The organism is Streptomyces sp. AN091965, from assembly GCF_022698285.1.
GTDB lineage: Bacteria > Actinomycetota > Actinomycetes > Streptomycetales > Streptomycetaceae > Streptomyces.
In genome coordinates, this window is sequence record NZ_JALDMY010000001.1 from 9,589,909 (window position 1) to 9,607,500 (window position 17,592).

The window sequence follows — 17,592 nt, forward strand, 5'->3', positions numbered from 1 at the left end:
TCTTTGTCAGGACGGACTGTGTCTGCCCTAGGATCTCGACCAAATGAACGTGCACGGACGGGACTTCGAGAAGGCCACGTTCGCCCGCGTCCTGCGAGGAGCGCGCGAGGGCAGCGGCGCGACGCTCACGCTGTGGGGGGACCCCGGCATCGGCAAGACGGCGCTCCTGGAGCACGCCGCCGCCACGGCGACCGGATTCACCACGCTCTCCTGCCGCGGCACCCGCGTGGAAGAGCCCCTCGCCTTCGCCGCGCTGCACGCGCTGCTGCGGTCGGTGGCCGACCGGGTCGACGCGTTGCCCGCGGCCCAGGCGGCGGCCCTGGGTGCGGCGCTCGGCCGCGGCGGCGCGCGCCCCGACCGCTTCCTCATCGGCGTCGCCACCCTCACGCTGCTGTCCGAACTCGCCGCGGACCAGCCCCTCCTGATCACCGTCGACGACGCCCAGTGGCTCGACGGGCCGACCACCGCGTGCCTCGCCTACGTCGCCCGCCGCCTGGACAGCGAACCGGTCGCCCTGCTCGTCGCCACGGGTCACGAAGCGCCCGCGCCCGGTGGCCCCTGGGACGACGGCACCGCCCTGGAGATCGGCGCCCTCGACGACACCGCCGCCACAGCCGTCGTCCGCGACGCCGCGCCGCACGCCGACGCCGAGACCGTCCGCCGTACCCTGCGCGCCGCGGGCGGCAACCCCCTTGCCCTGCGCGAGCTGCCCGGCTCCGGCGCGGCCGACGGAACGGAAGGGCAGACGGCGCCCGGTCCGCCCCCGCACCGGGCCATCGCCGTGCGCGTCGCGCAGCTCGCCGCGCCCACCCGCACCCTCCTCCTGGTCGCCGCCGCCGAGGACCGCGGCGACCACCGCGCCGTCCGCGCCGCCGCCGCCCTGCTCGGCGCCACCGAACCCGCCTGGCAGGACGCCCTGCGCTCCGGACTGCTGCACATCGAGGGTGAGCGCGTCCGCTTCCCCACGCCCCTGGTCCGTACGGTCGTCCACGACCACGCCCCGCCCGCCGAGTGCCGCCGCGCCCACCGCGCCCTCGCGGACGTCCTGACCGGCGAGGGCCGCGCCGACCTGCGCGCCTGGCACCGCGCGGCCGCCGCCGATGGCCCCGACGACGACATCGCCGCCCAACTGGAGGACTGCGCCCGGCGGAGCGGGCGGCGCGGCGGCCACGCCTCGGCCGTCGCCGGTCTGCGCCGGGCCGCCGGCCTCACCACCGCGCCCCACGGCAAGGGTCGGCGCCTCGCCCTCGCCGCCCGCGCCGCCTGGGAGGCCGGACAGGTCCCCACCGCACGCGACCTCCTCGACCAGGCCGAGCGGTGCGCCTCCGAGGAGGTCGTCGCCGGGATCAGCGGCGGCCTGCGCGGCCTCATCGCCCACGCCCACGGCGACCAGGAGAGCGCACACCGGCTGCTCCTGCGGGACCTGCGCGCCGTCGCCGACCGGGGCCGCGCCGTCGAACTGGCCTGCGTCGCCGTGCGCGCGGCCTGGTCCGCGGGCTCCGGCGACCGGCAGGCCGAGGCCCTGCGCGTCCTGGCGGGCCTCGCCACCGACGGCGACCTGCCCGAGGCCGCGCTGCTGCCCGCGCTCAACCAGTGGTGGGACACCGACCGCGAGACGTCCGCCGCCGCGCCCCTCACCGGCGACGCCGTCGCCCGGCTCGGCACCGGCTCCTGGCCGCTGCTCCCGCCCGCCCCGCTCGCCCTGGCCCGGGGTGCGGAGGCCGCCCTCGCCGACGTCCTGCGCGCCCGGCTCACCGCCCTGCGCGCGACCGACCCCACCGGCGCGCTCGTGCGCACCGCCCCGCGGACCGCCCCTCTCGACATAGCGCGCGGCCACTGGACGGAGGCCACCGCCGACGCCACCGAGGCCCTGCGCGTGGCCGAGGAGACCGGGGCCGACCACGCCGCGTCCCTGTGCCGCGCCGCTCTCGCGCGTCTCGCCGCGCTGCGCGGCGAGACGCCCGCCGTCGCCGCCCTCACCGACCGCGTCCTGGAACGCTCGGTGCCGTGCGGCATGCGCGACCTGACGGCCACCGCGTACTGGGCCCGGGGCCAGTACGCCCTGTTCACGGGCCGGGACAGCGAGGCGCTGGCGTGGCTGCGCCGCCTCACCGAGCCCGGCCACGCCGCCGCGCACCCCACTCTCGCGCTGCTCGCCGCGCCCGACACCGCGGAGGCGGCACTCCGTGCCGGTGCCGAGGCGGACGCGCGAGCCGCCCTGGCGGCGCTGCGGGCCTGGGCCGACGGCACCGGCGCCGCCTGGGCGCAGGCCGCCGCCGACAGCACCGCCGCGCTCCTCACCACGGACCCGGGCGAGGCCGAGGCCCTCTTCCACCGGGCCCTGGAGGCCTGCGGCGTGGCCCGGCGACCCTTCGACCACGCGCGTACGCGCCTGCTGTACGGCGAGTGGCTGGGCCGGGCCCAACGGCGCACGGAGGCCCTCGTGCAGCTCGCAGACGCGGCCGAGACCTTCCGACGGCTCGGCGCCGTGCCCCTGCTCGACCGCGCCCTGGCCGAGCAGGAGCGGGCCGGGGAGCGGATCCGGCGCCCTGAGCCGGAGCCGAGCGGCGGGCCGGTGCTCACGCCGCGCGCGTGGCAGGTGACCCGCCTCGCCGCCGACGGCCTCACCGACCCCGAGATCGCGGCCCAGCTCCTGCTCGGCCCGCGCACGGTCCACCACCAGGTGACCGACGCGCTCGCGAAGCTCGGCGTCGCGGCCCGCGCCGACCTCGCGCGCGTGGACTTCACCGATGGGACCTCCCCGCAGGCCGACGGGACCTCCCCGAAGCCGGAGTGACCGGTGCGGCCCCCGGGGCTTGACTTCAACCGCACTTGAGGTCGGAAGATCGGGGCACGTCTCGCGAAAGGAGCCGGGGCATGACCTCGTACCCCGCACCGCACGGTCCCCACGGGTCGCTCATGGAGGCCGACCGGGCCCGGCGGCGCGCCGAGCCCGCCGACCGCGCGGGCCGGGAGGCGACGCGCAGGGGCGTCGCTCTGGTCCGTGCCTATGCCCGCGGCGACTCCGCGACGATCGCCGCGGCCCTCGACACCCCGGACCCTGCCGTGCGGGCCCAGCTGCCGTCCGTCACCGGTGACGTCCTGCGCGTCGTCGTCGGCGTCGTCCTGTCGGGCCCGCGCACCCTCACCCCGGCCGACGTGGTCCGCACCGCCGACCGGCTCGCCGCCGCGGGCCCGCCGCACCACGAACTGGCCGCCACCCGGGCGGTCCGGGCCTGGGCCGGCCGTGACGACGCGGCGTTGCGCGCCTCCTGGCGGGACGAGGACGGGGGCGCGCACGGCACGGCGGTGCTCGCGGCGGCCCTGGCGGTCGCCGCGTGGGGCGAGGCGCCGCTCCTGGACCTGCTCGCGGCCTTCGACGAGCTGACCGCCGTCGGCTGAAACCGCGCGGTCCGGCCTCCGGTCGCGGGCCGGGCCCGGCCTGCTTAGCGTGGGAGCGCACATCACTCACCGGGGGCGTGGAACGAACAGGTGGAATCGCCATGGCAGGCAAACCGGCCGTTGTTCTGGTGCACGGGTTCTGGGGCGGCGCCGCCCACTGGGCGAACGTCATCGTGGAGCTGAACAAGCGCGGCTTCGACGATCTGCACGCGGTGGAGAACCCGCTGACCTCCCTCGCCGACGACGCCGAGCGCACCCGCAAGATGGTCGAGCAGATCGACGGACCCGTGCTCCTGGTGGGCCACTCCTACGGCGGTGCGGTCATCACCGAGGCGGGCGACCTGCCCAACGTCGCCGGACTCGTCTACATCGCGGCGTTCGCGCCGGACGCCGGGGAGAGCCCGGGGCAGATCAGCCAGGAGAACCCCCCGGCCGCCTTCGACAACATCGCCCCGGACTCCGACGGCTATCTGTGGATCAAGCAGGACGCCTTCCACGAGAGCTTCGCCCAGGACCTCACGCCCGAGGAGGCGCTGGTCATGGCCGTCACGCAGAAGGCGCCGCTGGGCTCGACGTTCGGTGACACGGTCACCGCCCCGGCCTGGCGCGCCAAGCCGAGCTGGTACCAGGTCTCCACCGCCGACCGCATGATCCACCCCGACAACGAGCGCCGCATGGCCCAGCGCATGAATCCGCGCAAGACCATCGAACTCGACGCCGGCCACGCCTCCCTGGCCTCCCAGCCGGGCCCGGTCACCGACCTCATCGAGGCGGCCGCGAACGAGGTCGGGGCGGCCTGACGCCCGGTCCCCTCAGTCCTCCGGCTTGCGGAGCACCAGAACGTGGTAGTCCGTGTGCCGACGGGTGAAGGAGCGGAACGGACCGATCAGCGGGTCGGTGTGGGTGAGCGCCTCCTTGCCGAACCGCTGCTCGATCTCCTCGCGCCGGTCCTGGTAGAGCACGCCCATCAGCTCGCCGCACAGCACGGCGTTGGTGGTCATGTCCCGCACCAGCTCCACCTGGAACCCGGCCTCCTCGACCTCGCCGATCAGCGCGGCGAAGGGCCGTAGCGGCGGACACGCCCACAGCGTGGTGTACGCGGACATCTCCGCCTCGCTGGGCGTGCCGCGCACCGTGAACTCGGTCAGCAGGAAGCGACCGCCGGGCCTCAGCACGCGATGCGCCTCCCGGAGCCCCAGGGGACGGTCGGACAGGTGCGGCACGCAGTCGATGGACCAGACGGCGTCGAACGACGCGTCGGGGTGCTCCAGGGCCATGGCGTTGCCGTACGCGAACTCCACGCGGCCCGCGGCCGGATGCTCCGTCCGCCGCTCCTGGCACCGGGCGAGCTGGCTGCGGCTCACCGTGATGCCGGTGACGCGGCACCCGGTGCGCTCCGCCAGGCGCAGCGCGGGAGCGCCGGTGCCGCAGCCGATGTCGAGCACGCGGCTGCCCGCCACCGGGTCGAAGGTGTCGATGAGGAACTCGGTCTGCCGGTCCTGTGCGACGTCGGCCATGTCGACGAGCGAGGTCGCGGGCGTACGCGTGCCGTGCGGCACGTACATGCCGATGTGCACGGCGCTCGACCCGAGCAGGTGCGCCAGCAGATCGCCGTACTGGTCGTACATCGCCCCGACCTCGTCGGGGGTGGGAGCCGTGCCGTGTGCCTCCGCTGCCATGGTGCGTCTCCTCCCTGTGGGTGCGGATGCCGATCCTCCGCACGTACAAGGACATTGCACCCGTCACCCGTGCGGTTCGTGAGGGCGTAGTTGAGCCAGGAATGCGCCGCCCTGCGGCGGCTCGGCGATGACGTCCTCGATCGTGACGGGCTCGGCGCCGTCACGCCGGCCGTATCCGGCGCCGACCGCCGCCGGGAGCTGCGTTAAGCTCCGCAGCGGTCGACCCCGGGAGGGCTCTCATGTCGTACGACCCCACGCTGATCAACAGCAACGTGCCGCACTCCGCACGCATCTGGAACTACTGGCTGGGCGGCAAGGACTGCTACGAGGTCGACCGGCAGGTGGGCGACCAGATCTGCGCGGCCAACCCGGGGATCATCGAGATCGCGCGCGCCCAGCGCCACTTCCTCGTGCGCGCCGTGAGCCACCTCGTCGAGGAGGCGGGCGTCCGCCAGTTCCTGGACGTCGGCACGGGCCTCCCCACCGCCGACAACACCCACGAGGTCGCCCAGCGCCTCGCCCCCGACGCGCGGATCGTCTACGTCGACCACGACCCGATCGTGCTCACCCACGCCGAGGCGCTGCTCACCAGCACCCCGGAAGGCGCGACGGGCTACATCGACGCCGACCTGCGCGACCCGGACGCGATCCTGGAGCAAGCCGCCAAGACCCTGGACTTCGCCCGGCCCGTCGCCCTGATGCTGCTCGGGATCACCGCGCACATCACCGACGACTCCGTCTACGCCATCGTGGGCCGCCTGGTGGCCGCCCTGCCCTCCGGCAGCTATCTGGTCCTGTGCGACGACACCGAGGTGCTCGACCCCGAGCGGATGCGCGAGATGATCGAGCAGTGGAACGAGGCGAGCGACAACCCGCGCGTCAACCGCAGCCCCGAGCAGCTCGCCCGCTTCTTCGACGGCCTGGACCTCCTGGAGCCCGGTCTGGTCTCCGTCTCGCGCTGGCGGCCCGAGCCGCGGAAGGGCCGACTGCCCGCGGAGGTCGACGACTTCGGGGGCGTGGCGCGCAAGCCCTGACGCTGCTGGCCGTGTTCGCGCGACGGCGGGGCTCGCGCCCGGGTGACTCCGGAGAGGCGCGCGTCTTGCGGGTGGGTTGTGGTGTGCATGACCATACGGCCATGGCGAATCCGAAGGGCACCCCTCGGCGCACCCTCCTCACCGGCGCCGCCGCCACCGCGGCCGCCGCCACCGTCCAGGCCGCGGGCCCGGCCGCCGCGGACGAGCGAACCCGGCTCGCCCCGCAGCCGGCCCCGCGCGAACTGCGCGCCCTGCTGCGGGAGATCGACCACCGCCGCATCGAGGCGACCGTACGCCGCCTGGTCGCCTTCGGCACCCGGCACACCCTCTCCGCCCAGGACGACCCGGAGCGCGGCATCGGCGCCGCGCGCGACTGGATCCTCGCCCGGATGCGGGAGTACGCCCGGGCGTCCGGCGGCCGGATGACCGTGGACCTCCAGTCCTACGTGCAGCAGCCGGGGCCGCGCATCCCGACGCCGACCCGGATCTCCAACGTCGTCGCCACGCTGCGCGGCACGACGTCCCCCGACCGCGTCTACGTCGTCTCCGGGCACTACGACTCCCGCGCCGGCGACCCCATGGACCACACCAGCGACGCCCCGGGCGCCGACGACGACGCCTCCGGGGTCGCCGTGGTCATGGAGCTGGCCCGCGTCCTCGCGACCCGGCGCACGGGGGCGACGCTGGTGTTCGCTGCCGTCGCCGGGGAGGAGCAGGGGCTGTACGGCGCCGCCCACCTCGCGCAGAGCTACAAGGACCAACGGGCCGACGTACAAGGGATGTTCACCAACGACATCGTGGGCAGCTCCACCGCCGACGACGGCACCCGCGACCCGCACACCATCCGGCTCTTCGCCGAGGGCGTGCCCACCTCCGAGACGCCGCAGGAGGCCGAGGTGCGGCGCTCCGTCGGTGGCGAGAACGACTCTCCCGCGCGTCAGCTCGCCCGCTTCGTGCGCGAGGTCGCCGACCCCGACGCGACCGGCATGAAGGTCCGTGTGATCTACCGCCGCGACCGCTATCTGCGCGGCGGCGACCACATCCCGTTCCTCGAACGCGGCTACCCGGCGGCCCGCTTCACCGAGCCCGCGGAGGACTACGCCCACCAGCACCAGGACGTCCGGGTCGTCGACGGCAAGCAGTACGGGGACCTGCCCGAGTTCTGCGACTTCCCGTTCGTCGCGCGCGTCGCCCGGGTCAACGCCGCGGCCCTGTGGAGCCTGGCTCGGGCCCCGGGCACGCCTCGCGGCGCGAAGATCGTGACCACGGCCCTGACGAACGCGACGGAGCTGGTGTGGGAGCGCGGCGGCGAGCCGGACCTGGCCGGGTACGAGGTCGTGTGGCGCGAGACGACCTCGCCCGAGTGGACCCACGCCGTCCGCGTGGGCGACACCACCCGCCACACCGTCGACCTCTCCAAGGACAACGTGTTCTTCGGCGTGCGCGCGGTGAACCGGGCCGGACTGCGCGGCCCGGTGGCCTTCCCGGCGCCGCAACGTTAGGGGCCGAGCGGCGGCCCCGCGCTGAGCTGGGGATTCCCTGGCGGCGCGGATTGACTTTGCGTGCTCTTTACTGTTGTCTGCGCACATGAAGAGAACGATCCGCGCCGCCGCGTGCGCGCTCGCCGCCGCCGGTCTCGCACTGACGCTCGGCGCCTGCTCCGAGGCCGAGAAGAAGGCCGTCGACGCCGTCGACAAGGCCGTCAACGAGAAGTACGAGGTGACCTACGAGGTCTCCGGCAAGAACGTCGACGAGATCGAGTTCGCCGCCGGTGCGGGTTCCGCCGCCAACCCCAAGCTGGAGAAGGCCGCCAAGCCGGAGCTGCCCTGGAAGAAGACGGTGACGCTGCGCGGGATCATGCCGCCCACCGTCGTCCCGATCTCCACGGACCCGACGGGGGCCGACCTCACCTGCAAGGTGATCTACAAGGGCGAGGTCATCAAGGAGGCCTCCGGCGAGAACGTCGTGGCGGGCTGCATCGCGGTCTCGCCGGTCGGCAAGTAACGCCCCGCGGGAAGTGCCCCGCGCAGGGACGCGCCCCGGACTCGCCTCCGGGGCGCGTCCCCGCGTGTGCGCGGCCCGGCCCCTCGCCTCACCGGCGCGCGGCGGCGCCCGAGTACACGACGTCGACGAGCAGGATCTGGTCGTTGCCCGGGGAGCCGTCCCTGTCGATGGACGTGGTCAGCCAGATGTCGCCCTGGGGGTCGACCTCGACGGTGCGCAGCCGGTTGTACGTGCCCTGGAAGTACGTCCGCTGGTCGGTCAGGCCGGAGTTCGCGTCGATGCGCATCCGGTACACCCGCTGGCCCCGGGTGGTGGCGACGAAGACGTGGTCGTTGATGATGGTCAGGCCGCTGGGCGAGCCCGAGGCCACCGGCCAGGTCTTCTTCGGCGGGATGGTGCCGGAGCAACTGCCGCTGGTGCCCTCGCAGTTGGGCCAGCCGTAGTTGCCGCCCTTCTGGACGAGGTTGACCTCGTCCATCACGTTGTTGCCGAACTCGGCCTGCCACAGGCGGCCCTGGGAGTCGAAGTCGAGGCCCTGCGGGTTGCGGTGGCCGAGTGACCAGACGGCGTTGCCGAAGGGGTTGTCGGCGGGGATCGAGCCGTCGGGGTTGATGCGCAGGATCTTGCCGTTGAGGGAGTTCCTGTTCTGTGCGAGCGCGCCGTTCTGCGCGTCGCCCATGCCCGCGTAGAGCTTGCCGTCGGGGCCGAAGCGCAGCCTCCCGCCGTTGTGGGCGCGGTTCTTGGTCATGCCGCCGAGGAGCACCTTGTACCCGGTGAGGGTGTTGTTCTCCAGCGTCATGCGGGCGATGCGGTTGCCGTCGGTCGAGGTGTGCAGGAAGTACAGGAAGTGGTCGGTGGCGAAGGTCGGCGAGATCTCCAGGCCCATCAGGCCGCCTTCGAGGCCGGTGGTCTGGGAGTAGGGCACCTTGCCGAGGAGCGTCTTCTGGCCCGTCTTCGTCAGGCGGTAGACGTTGAAGGTGTTGCGCTCGGTGAAGATCGCGGCGCCGTCCGGCAGGAACGCCAGGCCCCACGGCACGTCGAGGGCGCCGGCGAGGGTCGTGACGGTGCCGGGGTCGGGGGTGCCCGGCTCGGCCCGCGTTGCGGCGTCGGCCGTGGTCAGGGTCGCGCAGAGCGAGACGGCGGTGGCCGCGGCCACCAGCGCGCCCAGGGTCCGGGACGGGTGGCGTCGGGTGCGTGACACGGTGTCCTCCAGGGGGAGTGGGGGGAGTTGACGGCCCTGGCAGGGAGGAAGCTTTCCTGTTGGGTGGGGGCACCGTAGGAGCGTGTGATGTACCTGTCAACGCGGGCGATCGGCCGTTCTCGGGGGTTCGGATGGGACTCCTCTGCGGCCCCGGTGCGGCACGTGCCGGACCGCTCCCATATGGACGATCTTGTTCCGCCCCATGGGCCCGCCGTGTTCTTTATGATCACCGCGGGCCTCCAGGGGGGAGGCCGCCATGGTCAGGAGGGGAAACATGTCCGGAGTCTCCAGAAGATCGCTGCTTGGCTACTCGGGTTCGGCCGCTGCGGGCGCGGTGCTCGCGTCGGCCGGTACCGCGCAGGCGGAGGACGGCAAGGCGGCGCAGGCCGCCGACACCGGCGCGTCCGCCGAGCGGACGCAGGCGGCGGCCGTCGCCTTCACGCCGGGCACGGAGTTCAGCGGCCGGGTCCAGCACGGCACCGGCTACGCCGAGCTGTCGATGACCTTCACGGTCAAGACCGAGGAGTCGCCCGCCCAGTACGACATCTCGCCCGCGGAGATCGCGGAGGCCCTCAACGAGGTCGCGGCCAAGCGCGGCTGGCCCCGCATGACGTTCTACGGCACGCCCCCGAAGGCCCCGCTGAACTGACGCCGCGCGCGAGCGGCCCCCGCACCGGACGCCGAACCGGTGCGGGGGCCGCTACGTCGCTTCGGGGCCCCGCACGCGGCGGCACCCCGGACCTCGGGCGGTCCTAGTGGTGTCCGCCCTTGTTCACCTTGCAGACGGCCTTCGCGGTCTTGCCCGGATCGCTCTCCGAGCGGGCGGTGAGCACCACCCGGCCCTTCCGGTCGGCGTCGCGCCGCGCGCTCACGGCGACATCGACCTCGACGGACTGGCCGGACCGCGCGGTGGCGAGGCGGTTGGGCAGCCACGCGGACCAGCCGTCACCGGACGCCTTGGCGGACAGGCGGTAGACGTCGGAGCGCAGATAACGGTCCACGTTCTCGGGGTGCCCCGGACGCGGCGGAAGGCCGCGCCCGGTGTTGGCCAGGTCGAAGGAGCACACGGCACGGCGTTCCGCGCTGCCCTTGGCGTGCCCCCGGTCCAGCGCCACGCCCCGGCGCTGCGGGCCCGCGCCGTCGAGGGACTTGACGGCGATCGTGTACGACAGGACACCGCTCGGGGTGCGCTCCAGGTCGAGGACGTAGAAGTGCAGCCGGTTGGCCTCGTCGACGTACTCGTACTCGCTGCCGGAGTTGGCGCCGGCGTGCAGCAGGGCGTCGCTGAGCTGCCGGTAGTCGCCCATGGTGATCTTCTGCGGGGTGCCGTCGGGACGCTTGAAGTCCACCATGTCGATGTCCTCGGGGTGCGCGTCGACCACCCACGCGAACGGCGCCTGGTCCTGGTTCTTCGTCTTGGACAGCAGCACGCCGTTGTCCGGCGTGAAGGAGTCCATGCCCATGCGGTCGACGACCTCGACGGTGTAGTTCTGGTAGCCGCCGCCGTCGCACAGGGGGTCGGCGGCCGGATCGCAGGCGCGCGACAGGTCGCGGCTCATGCTGATGTTGACGCCGCTGAGCCCCTTGACGCCGGGCGGCGCGGAGCGGGCCGTCACCCGGGCCACGACGGTGCCGGAGCCCTTGAGCGCGTCGCGGTCCAGGCGCAGCACGTTCTTCTCGTCGACGATGCCGAGCTTGAGCTTGTCGCGCAGGACGTGCTGGGAGCCCATCGAGCCGCCCTGGGTGGACGGTATCTGCCAGCGGGTGTGCGGGCCTCCCGGGCCGTTGAAGGAACCGCGCGAGAGCATGCTCCAGATGCCGGTGTAGGCGCGGCGCAGCGGTTTGCCGTACGGGTTGTTGTAGTTGTCGCCGATGCCCAGGATGTGGCTGAGTTCGTGCGCGTACACGCCCATCCCGGAGCTCTCGGCCTGGGTGGACGATCCGGCCGTCGCGTTGGGCCAGATGCGGGCCGCCGCCGCCCAGGACGTCCACGGCACGTAGCGGGTGCTCGCGGAGTTGCCGCCGGAGGCGATGGGCGCGGGCGGGCCCCACGCCGCCGGCACGCTCTGCGGCGAGGCGAACTTCATCTGCCCGAACTCCTGCCACACGGACGACTCGTCCTGCCCCGCGGTCAGGAAGAAGACGAAGTCGTACTTGGCGGTCTCGCCGCCGCCCACGTCCGCGGTCCAGGCGGCCTTGCCGTCGGCGCGGATGTCCTTGCCGCAACTGCTGCCGCGCGGACAGGCGCCCGGGTTCATCTGCGGCTCGATGCCGTACTGGAAGGACTTGTACGGCATGCGGTAGACGCCGAAGGCGGTCAGGTCGACGCCGATGCGGCCGCCGGAGTCCTCCATCCAGTACTCGTTGATGGTGTGGCCGCGGTTGAGCGCGCCCGGCTTGTTGAGGAAGTCGCGGTAGAACGTCGGCAGTTGGGCGCGCGGGATGTTGGAGGCGCTCGGCTGGGGATTGCCGAAGAGGCTGGATCCGGCCGGTTTGCTGACCGTGAACTCCTCGTCGGGGTAGTCCAGGAGCACCAGGGCGCCCTTGAAGGTGCGCTTGGTGGGCTTGAGGTCGGGATTGGCCCAGTCGGTGCCGGGCACGGACCGGTGGTCGGCCCACGTCATGGAGTCGGGGTTCTGCCAGCGCTGCGGGTCGATGGGCTGGACGAGGGGAGGCCGGGCCGTGGGCTCGGGGTTCGCCCGTGCGGGGCCGACGGCGAGGGCGGAGGCGGTGAGTCCCAGGAGCGCCGTGAGGAGACCGAGACGGCGGACCGGGAGGCGGCGCGTGCTGGCGCCGCGCGCATTTCTACGACGGGTGCGACGGAGGAACAAGGCTCACCTCTTGCCTGGTGGGTGTGGACAAGAACATGACAAGCCGGTCAGCGGTACCCTCCGTCGGGCACCTTTGAGGTGTCAACAGTCTTTTGGGACGGATTTGACTGGTGGGATGGGGCGTTGGGCCCGGTGGGGCGAATCGGACCGGCAGCGGTCGGCGGCCGGGTCCGGTCCGGGGGCGGGGGCGGCTCCGAGTGGCGGTGGGGGGGGCGGCCCGGCCCGGCGGTGGGGGGGCGTCCGGCCCGGCCCGGCGGTGGGGGCCCGGCGGTGGGCGCGGCTGAGGCCCACCGCTCACCGCCCGCCGGGTCGCCCCCCGCGCCGGGTCAGACCATCAGCCCCGCGCCCCGAAGTTCTGCGTCCACCACGGGCCGCCTTCGCCCTCCTCGACCCCCGTGCCCAGCTCCTTGAAGGAGCAGTTGAGGATGTTGGCGCGGTGGCCCTCGCTGTTCATCCAGGAGTCCATCACCGAGGCGGCGGTCTGCTGGCCGCGCGCGATGTTCTCGCCGTACGTGCTCCACTTGTAGCCCGCGGCCGTGATGCGCTGCCCCGGGTCGGTGCCGTCCGGCGAGGTGTGGTCGAAGTAGTTGCGCGACCGCATGTCGGCGGAGTGGCGCTGTGCGGCCGTGGCCAGCTTGCTGTTGTGGGTGAGGGGACCGCACCCGGCCTTGGCGCGCTCGGCGTTGACCAGGCTGAGGACCTGCTGCGCCTTGGACCCGGAGGGTGCGGGCGGCGCGGGCTTCCTGGTCGTGGGGCGGGGCGCCGCCTTCGTGGAGGGGGTGGGGCGCGGCGGCTCGGCCGTCTTCTTCCTGCTGGCGCGCGAAGGACTCGCGGTCGGCGAGGGCTTCTTGGCCTTCTTGGCCTTCGACGGCGACGCGGAGGGGGACGGCGACCGGCTCGGCTCCTGCGTGACCGTCGGCGACACGGAGGGCTCAGCCGACTCCAGCGCCACCGCCGAGCCCTTGTCCGAAGGCTCGGGCGAGTCGTCGGCGAGCTGCATGACACCGGCGAGCGCGGCGATGGCGGCCACACCCGCGCCCGCGCCGACCGCCTGGCGCCGCCTGCGCACGCTGCGCCGCCCCTGCCGCAGCCGTGCCCGGGAGCCAGGGGTGCCCGTCGAGGAGAGGGGGGTCACGTCAGGGGCGCCACCGCCGCCGACGTCACCAGAAGCTCCCGCTTCATGCTGATGCATGGCTTGCGCATGTCCTTCGCCGTCTCCCGCGTACGCGACGGACGCCATGGTGTCCGTCCCGGCCCCGGCACCCGCTCCGGAGAAGTGCCCGGCCCCCATGACCAGCAGTGGCGGCACGAGAGCGATCCCGGCGAGCAGCCCCTCCGCGGGCGTGAGGCGCGCGCCGAGGCCCCCGCAGGATGCGCAGTCGCGGGTGTGCCGCACCAGACGTTTGCGCCACAGCGCGGACGGCCTGCCGTCCCAGCCCGACGCCACCTGGGCGAGCACGGGGCAGCGCGGCTCGGCGGCCAGCGCGCGCACGACCACGCGTGCCGTCTCCAGCTGGGCCTTCATGCGCTGCACCCGTACGGCGGTGTGCTCCGGCGTGAGCTCCAGGGCCGCGGCGACCTCACCGCGGGACAGCTCGCCGGCGGCCTCCAGCCACCACAGCGCGAGCAGCTCCCGGTGGTCGTCGTCCATCCAGCGCGTGGCCCGGGCGACCTCCTTGCGCTCCCCGGACAGGCCGAGCCTGAGGATCGTCACGTCGGTGAAGTCCCCGCCCGGGTCCGGGACGTCGTACGCGTCCTGGAGGCCGCTGTCGACCGGCGCGGGCCGCTGGTGGCGGCGGGTCTCGTTCATGGCGATGGCGACGAGCCAGGACCGGAACGAGTCCGGATCGCGCAGGCCGGGAAGCCCTCTGAGCATCCGCACCATGACGTCCTGCACCAGGTCGTCGACGTCGGCGTGCCCGCTGAGGGCGCGGCCGACGATGTTGTACACGAGCGGCAGGAACGCGGCGACCAGCTCGTCCTGGGCCCGCGCGTCCCCCGCCCGGCCCGCGACGACGAGAGCGGTCAGGCCGGTGCCGTCCCCCTGCTGCGGCTCCCACTGATCGTGCTGCACGGCACATCTCCTGTCCTGATCGCTGCGTGGTGCTGAGTGCGCCCACTGCATCGGAGATCCTGCGGGGCGCGGGGGGATAACAGAAACCGCGCAGATCACTTTGAGACCCGAGTCACGTCACGCGGTGCGAGGTCCGAGTCGCTTCGGGTGACGCGTGCGAGGCCTGGGGCGGGCCGGGGTGGCGCGTGGGGTGCGTGTCGAGAGGCGGGGGTTGTCCCCACCCCCGTCCCACCGGCCAGCCGGATGGCCGCGCCGGGCCGCGTGCGGGACCGTGATGCCGACACGGATCGCGTCACCGCACCCCTTCACGTCACGCACCCCTTACCCGGAAGGCCTCACCGTGCGCATCGCCACCGCCACCGCCGTCGTCCTGGCCCTCGCCGCGGGCGCCGCGCCGAGCGCCGTCGCGAAGGACCGTCCCGCCCCCGGCAAGGAGCGCTCGACCGTCGACGGCTACTGGCGCATGGACGGCTACGGCACCGTCCTCGCGATCCGGAACGGAACCTTCCAGGAGTACCAGACGACCGCCGTGAGCTGTCTCAAGGGCGAGTCGGCCCGGCGCACGGGCGCCGGGCGCTACCTCACGGAGGACGGCACCGTCGTCGCCGTCCGCACCCGGCCCGACGGGCGGCGCGCGACCCTGAGCTTCGACAGCTCCGTGGGCCACCGCGCCCTGCGGCGCGTCCAGGCACTGCCGGACGACTGCACGCGGCAGGGCCCGAGGGGCCCCCGGGCGTCCTTCGACGTGTTCTGGCAGTCGTTCGCGGAGAACTACCCCTTCTTCGCGGCGAGGGGCGTCGACTGGGACGCCGTACGCGACCGGTACCGGCCCCGGGTGCACGCGGACACCACGCGCAAGGAACTGTTCTCGATCTTCAGCAGCATGGTGAAGCCGCTCCACGACGCCCACGTCGCGGTCATGGACGGCGACCGCGTCTACGCCGAGGTCCGCCCCGGCACGGTCAACCCGACGAAGGAACTGGACGCCAAGGCCAAGAAGTTCATCGAGAAGCGCGACCTGAAGCACGCCACGTACCGCAAGGACTTCGGAGGCGGCCGGATCACCTACGCCGATCTGCCGGGCGACCGGGGCTATCTGCGGATCTCCGGCTTCGCCGGGTACGTGCCCGCGGGCGCCCCCTTCTCCGCCCACGCGGCCGAGCTCGACCGGGCGCTCGACACGATCCTCACCAAGGACCGCACCCGGCGGCTGAAGGGCCTCATGATCGACCTGCGCGTCAACGGCGGCGGCTCCGACGTCCTCGGCATCCGCATCGCCGAGCGCCTCACCGACACGCCTTACGTCGCTTATTCCAAGCGGGCCCGCAACGACCCCGCCGACCCGGGCAAGCACACCCGCCCCGAGCCCATCCGCGTCCGCCCGGCCGACGCGCCCCGCTACACCGGCCCGATCGCCGTGCTGACCGGCGGCTCGACCGTGAGCGCGGGGGAGACCTTCACCCAAGCCCTGATGGACCGGCCCGGCAAGGTCGTGCGCGTCGGCCAGGCCACCCAGGGCGTGTTCTCGGACGTCCTGGCGCGCAACCTCCCCAACGGCATGGTCGCCTGGCTGCCGAACGAGGAGTTCCTGACCCGCACCGGCCGCACCTTCGACGGCACCGGCGTCCCGCCGCACCTGAGCGAACCCGTCTTCACCAAGGAGGAGTTCGCCAAGAACCGCGACTCGGCCTTCGACCGCGCCCTGCGCGTCCTGGAGGCGCACTGAGCCTCTCGGTCTGTGCGGCGCGGGCGCGACCCGAGGCCCGCTGGGAATTCCAACCAAAGCCTCACGCAAATATCTTGATGGGCCGTCAGTCAACAGGTTGGATGACGCGAACACCTCGGTACCCAGGGTGTTCCCCGTCAATCACCGGAGGTCCGCCATGGCCCCGCGCCGCACGGCTCTGGCCGCGCTCCTCGCCGTCGCCCTTCTCGGCGGGGCGCTGACCCCCACGGCCCAGGCCCGGCCCGCCGCCGCGCGGGCGGACGGCCCGCGCGGCGGAGCCGTCGGCGCAGCGCCCCCGGCGGACACCACCGGCATCCCGCGCCTGACCGACCGCCGGGGCCGCACCCTCACGCTGCGCGGATGGAACGTCGAGGACAAGACCCACCACGGCGCCGAGGCCCTCAGCGCCATCACGGAACGCCACTTCAGCGACCTGCGCGCCCGCGGCTTCAACGTCGCGCGCCTCCTCGTGTTCTGGGACGACCTGGAGCCGCGCCGCGGCCACTACAGCAACGGCTATCTGCGCAAGATCCAGCGGATCCTCGGCTGGGCCCACAAGCACAGGATCCAGGTCGTGCTCGACGCCCACCAGGACGTGTTCGGACCCGCCTTCGGCCACCGCGGGATCCCCCGCTGGGCGACGCGCACCGACGGGCTGCCCTTCACCCCGCACCCCGACGACTGGTTCGCCGAGTACTTCGAGCCCGCCGTCCAGCGTGCCTTCACCCACCTCTACGAGGACGCGGACCTGCGCACCGCCCAGGCCCGCATGTGGCGCCTGATCGCCGACCGCTTCGGCGACCACCCGGCGCTGCTCGGCTACGACCTCATCAACGAGCCGATGGGTGAACTCCGCCCCGGCGAGGACCTGGCGAACGCCGCCCGCCGCATCGAGGCCACCCAGCTCACCCCCCTGTACAACCGCCTCGCGGACGCGATCCGCACCCGGGACCGCTCGGCCTGGCTGTTCGTCGAGCCGACCCCGATCGTCGGCGAAGGCGTCCCCACCGGCCTCGGCCGCATCGACGACGAACGGGTCGTGTACGCGCCGCACTTCTACAACACCGCGATGGAGGCGGGCGCCGACTACGACCCGTCGGCCGGTTGGATCGAGGCCTACGAGCGGGCCGTCACCGCCTACCCGCGCGAGCACTCCCTGCCGGTCGTGGTGGGGGAGTGGGGCCCCCTCAACAGCGGCTTGCCGCACATGCGCCGCTTCTACGACGACGCCCTCGCCTCCCTGAACCGCTACTCCTCCGGCTGGGCGGGCTACGTGTGGTGCTACGGCGGCGGCTACTGCGCGCTCGACCCCGACGGCCGCTTCCGTACGAACAAGGAGCGCACCGCCACGCCGTACGCCCCCGCGGTCGCCGGAGCCGTACGCGAGGACGTCCACGACCCGGACACCGGCACCTACCGCCTGGCCTACCGGGCCGCGCGCCGCCCCGGCACCACCGAGCTGTCCCTGCCGCCGAGCCCCACCGGATGGCGCGTCGAGGTCACGGGGCGCGGGGCGCACGCCAGCACCGACAGGGTGCCCGCGGGACGGGCGGGCCACGTGAAGGTGTGGGCCGCCCGCCAGGCGGCGGTGGACGTGCGCGTCACACCGGGTCCGCCGAGCCGCACACGTCGCTGAAAAGC

The 17,592-nt window shown here is 73.6% G+C and carries 13 protein-coding genes; 9 read left to right on the forward strand and 4 right to left on the reverse strand.

Translation table 11 applies throughout. The annotated features are described in order from the left end of the window. The first annotated feature begins 43 nt into the window (after window positions 1–43). The 3 genes from MQV74_RS39640 (at window position 44) to MQV74_RS39650 (ending at window position 4,202) form a co-directional block, all read left to right on the forward strand. Window positions 44–2,797, forward strand: a complete 2,754-nt coding sequence (locus tag MQV74_RS39640; protein ID WP_242728354.1) for a helix-turn-helix transcriptional regulator — start codon at window positions 44–46, stop codon at window positions 2,795–2,797. Between the two features lie 80 nt (window positions 2,798–2,877). After that, complete coding sequence (locus MQV74_RS39645; RefSeq protein WP_242728355.1) at window positions 2,878–3,402, forward strand: hypothetical protein; 525 nt, start codon at window positions 2,878–2,880, stop codon at window positions 3,400–3,402. Window positions 3,403–3,503: 101 nt separating this feature from the next. Beyond that, window positions 3,504–4,202 (forward strand): alpha/beta hydrolase, encoded by a 699-nt coding sequence (locus MQV74_RS39650; RefSeq protein WP_242728356.1) that lies wholly within the window; start codon window positions 3,504–3,506, stop codon window positions 4,200–4,202. Window positions 4,203–4,214: 12 nt separating this feature from the next. On the opposite strand, the gene MQV74_RS39655 is transcribed toward MQV74_RS39650, so the two are convergent. Next, on the reverse strand, window positions 4,215–5,081 hold the full coding sequence (locus tag MQV74_RS39655; RefSeq protein WP_242728357.1) for an SAM-dependent methyltransferase: 867 nt from the start codon (window positions 5,079–5,081) through the stop codon (window positions 4,215–4,217). A gap of 239 nt (window positions 5,082–5,320) precedes the next feature. Between MQV74_RS39655 and MQV74_RS39660 the strand changes: the two genes are divergently transcribed. From MQV74_RS39660 to MQV74_RS39670, 3 genes are all read left to right on the forward strand, one after another. Then, complete coding sequence (locus MQV74_RS39660; protein ID WP_242728358.1) at window positions 5,321–6,115, forward strand: SAM-dependent methyltransferase; 795 nt, start codon at window positions 5,321–5,323, stop codon at window positions 6,113–6,115. A gap of 101 nt (window positions 6,116–6,216) precedes the next feature. Continuing rightward, window positions 6,217–7,617 (forward strand): M28 family metallopeptidase, encoded by a 1,401-nt coding sequence (locus tag MQV74_RS39665; RefSeq protein ID WP_242728359.1) that lies wholly within the window; start codon window positions 6,217–6,219, stop codon window positions 7,615–7,617. A gap of 85 nt (window positions 7,618–7,702) precedes the next feature. Next, complete coding sequence (locus MQV74_RS39670) at window positions 7,703–8,119, forward strand: hypothetical protein (protein WP_242728360.1); 417 nt, start codon at window positions 7,703–7,705, stop codon at window positions 8,117–8,119. An 88-nt stretch (window positions 8,120–8,207) separates the two neighbouring features. Here MQV74_RS39670 and MQV74_RS39675 read toward each other — a convergent pair whose 3' ends face one another. Further along, the gene (locus MQV74_RS39675) at window positions 8,208–9,320 is read right to left on the reverse strand and encodes a PQQ-dependent sugar dehydrogenase (RefSeq protein WP_242728361.1); all 1,113 of its coding nucleotides are present in this window, start codon (window positions 9,318–9,320) and stop codon (window positions 8,208–8,210) included. A gap of 274 nt (window positions 9,321–9,594) precedes the next feature. Between MQV74_RS39675 and MQV74_RS39680 the strand changes: the two genes are divergently transcribed. Beyond that, complete coding sequence (locus MQV74_RS39680) at window positions 9,595–9,969, forward strand: hypothetical protein (protein WP_242728362.1); 375 nt, start codon at window positions 9,595–9,597, stop codon at window positions 9,967–9,969. 103 nt (window positions 9,970–10,072) lie between these two features. Here the strand turns inward: MQV74_RS39680 and MQV74_RS39685 are convergent, their stop codons facing one another. Both MQV74_RS39685 and MQV74_RS39690 read right to left on the reverse strand, forming a co-directional pair. Next, a complete protein-coding gene (locus MQV74_RS39685) occupies window positions 10,073–12,151 on the reverse strand; it encodes a M6 family metalloprotease domain-containing protein (RefSeq protein WP_242728363.1) in 2,079 nt (692 codons plus the stop codon). 334 nt (window positions 12,152–12,485) lie between these two features. Beyond that, window positions 12,486–14,225: a sigma-70 family RNA polymerase sigma factor gene (locus tag MQV74_RS39690; RefSeq protein WP_242728364.1), complete on the reverse strand. Its 1,740-nt coding sequence runs from the start codon at window positions 14,223–14,225 to the stop codon at window positions 12,486–12,488. Between the two features lie 340 nt (window positions 14,226–14,565). Between MQV74_RS39690 and MQV74_RS39695 the strand changes: the two genes are divergently transcribed. Next, entirely contained in the window at window positions 14,566–15,951 is a 1,386-nt protein-coding gene (locus MQV74_RS39695; RefSeq protein ID WP_242728365.1) for a S41 family peptidase, read from the forward strand. A 157-nt stretch (window positions 15,952–16,108) separates the two neighbouring features. Then, the gene (locus MQV74_RS39700) at window positions 16,109–17,587 is read left to right on the forward strand and encodes a glycoside hydrolase family 5 protein (protein ID WP_242728366.1); all 1,479 of its coding nucleotides are present in this window, start codon (window positions 16,109–16,111) and stop codon (window positions 17,585–17,587) included. Window positions 17,588–17,592 lie beyond the last annotated feature (5 nt).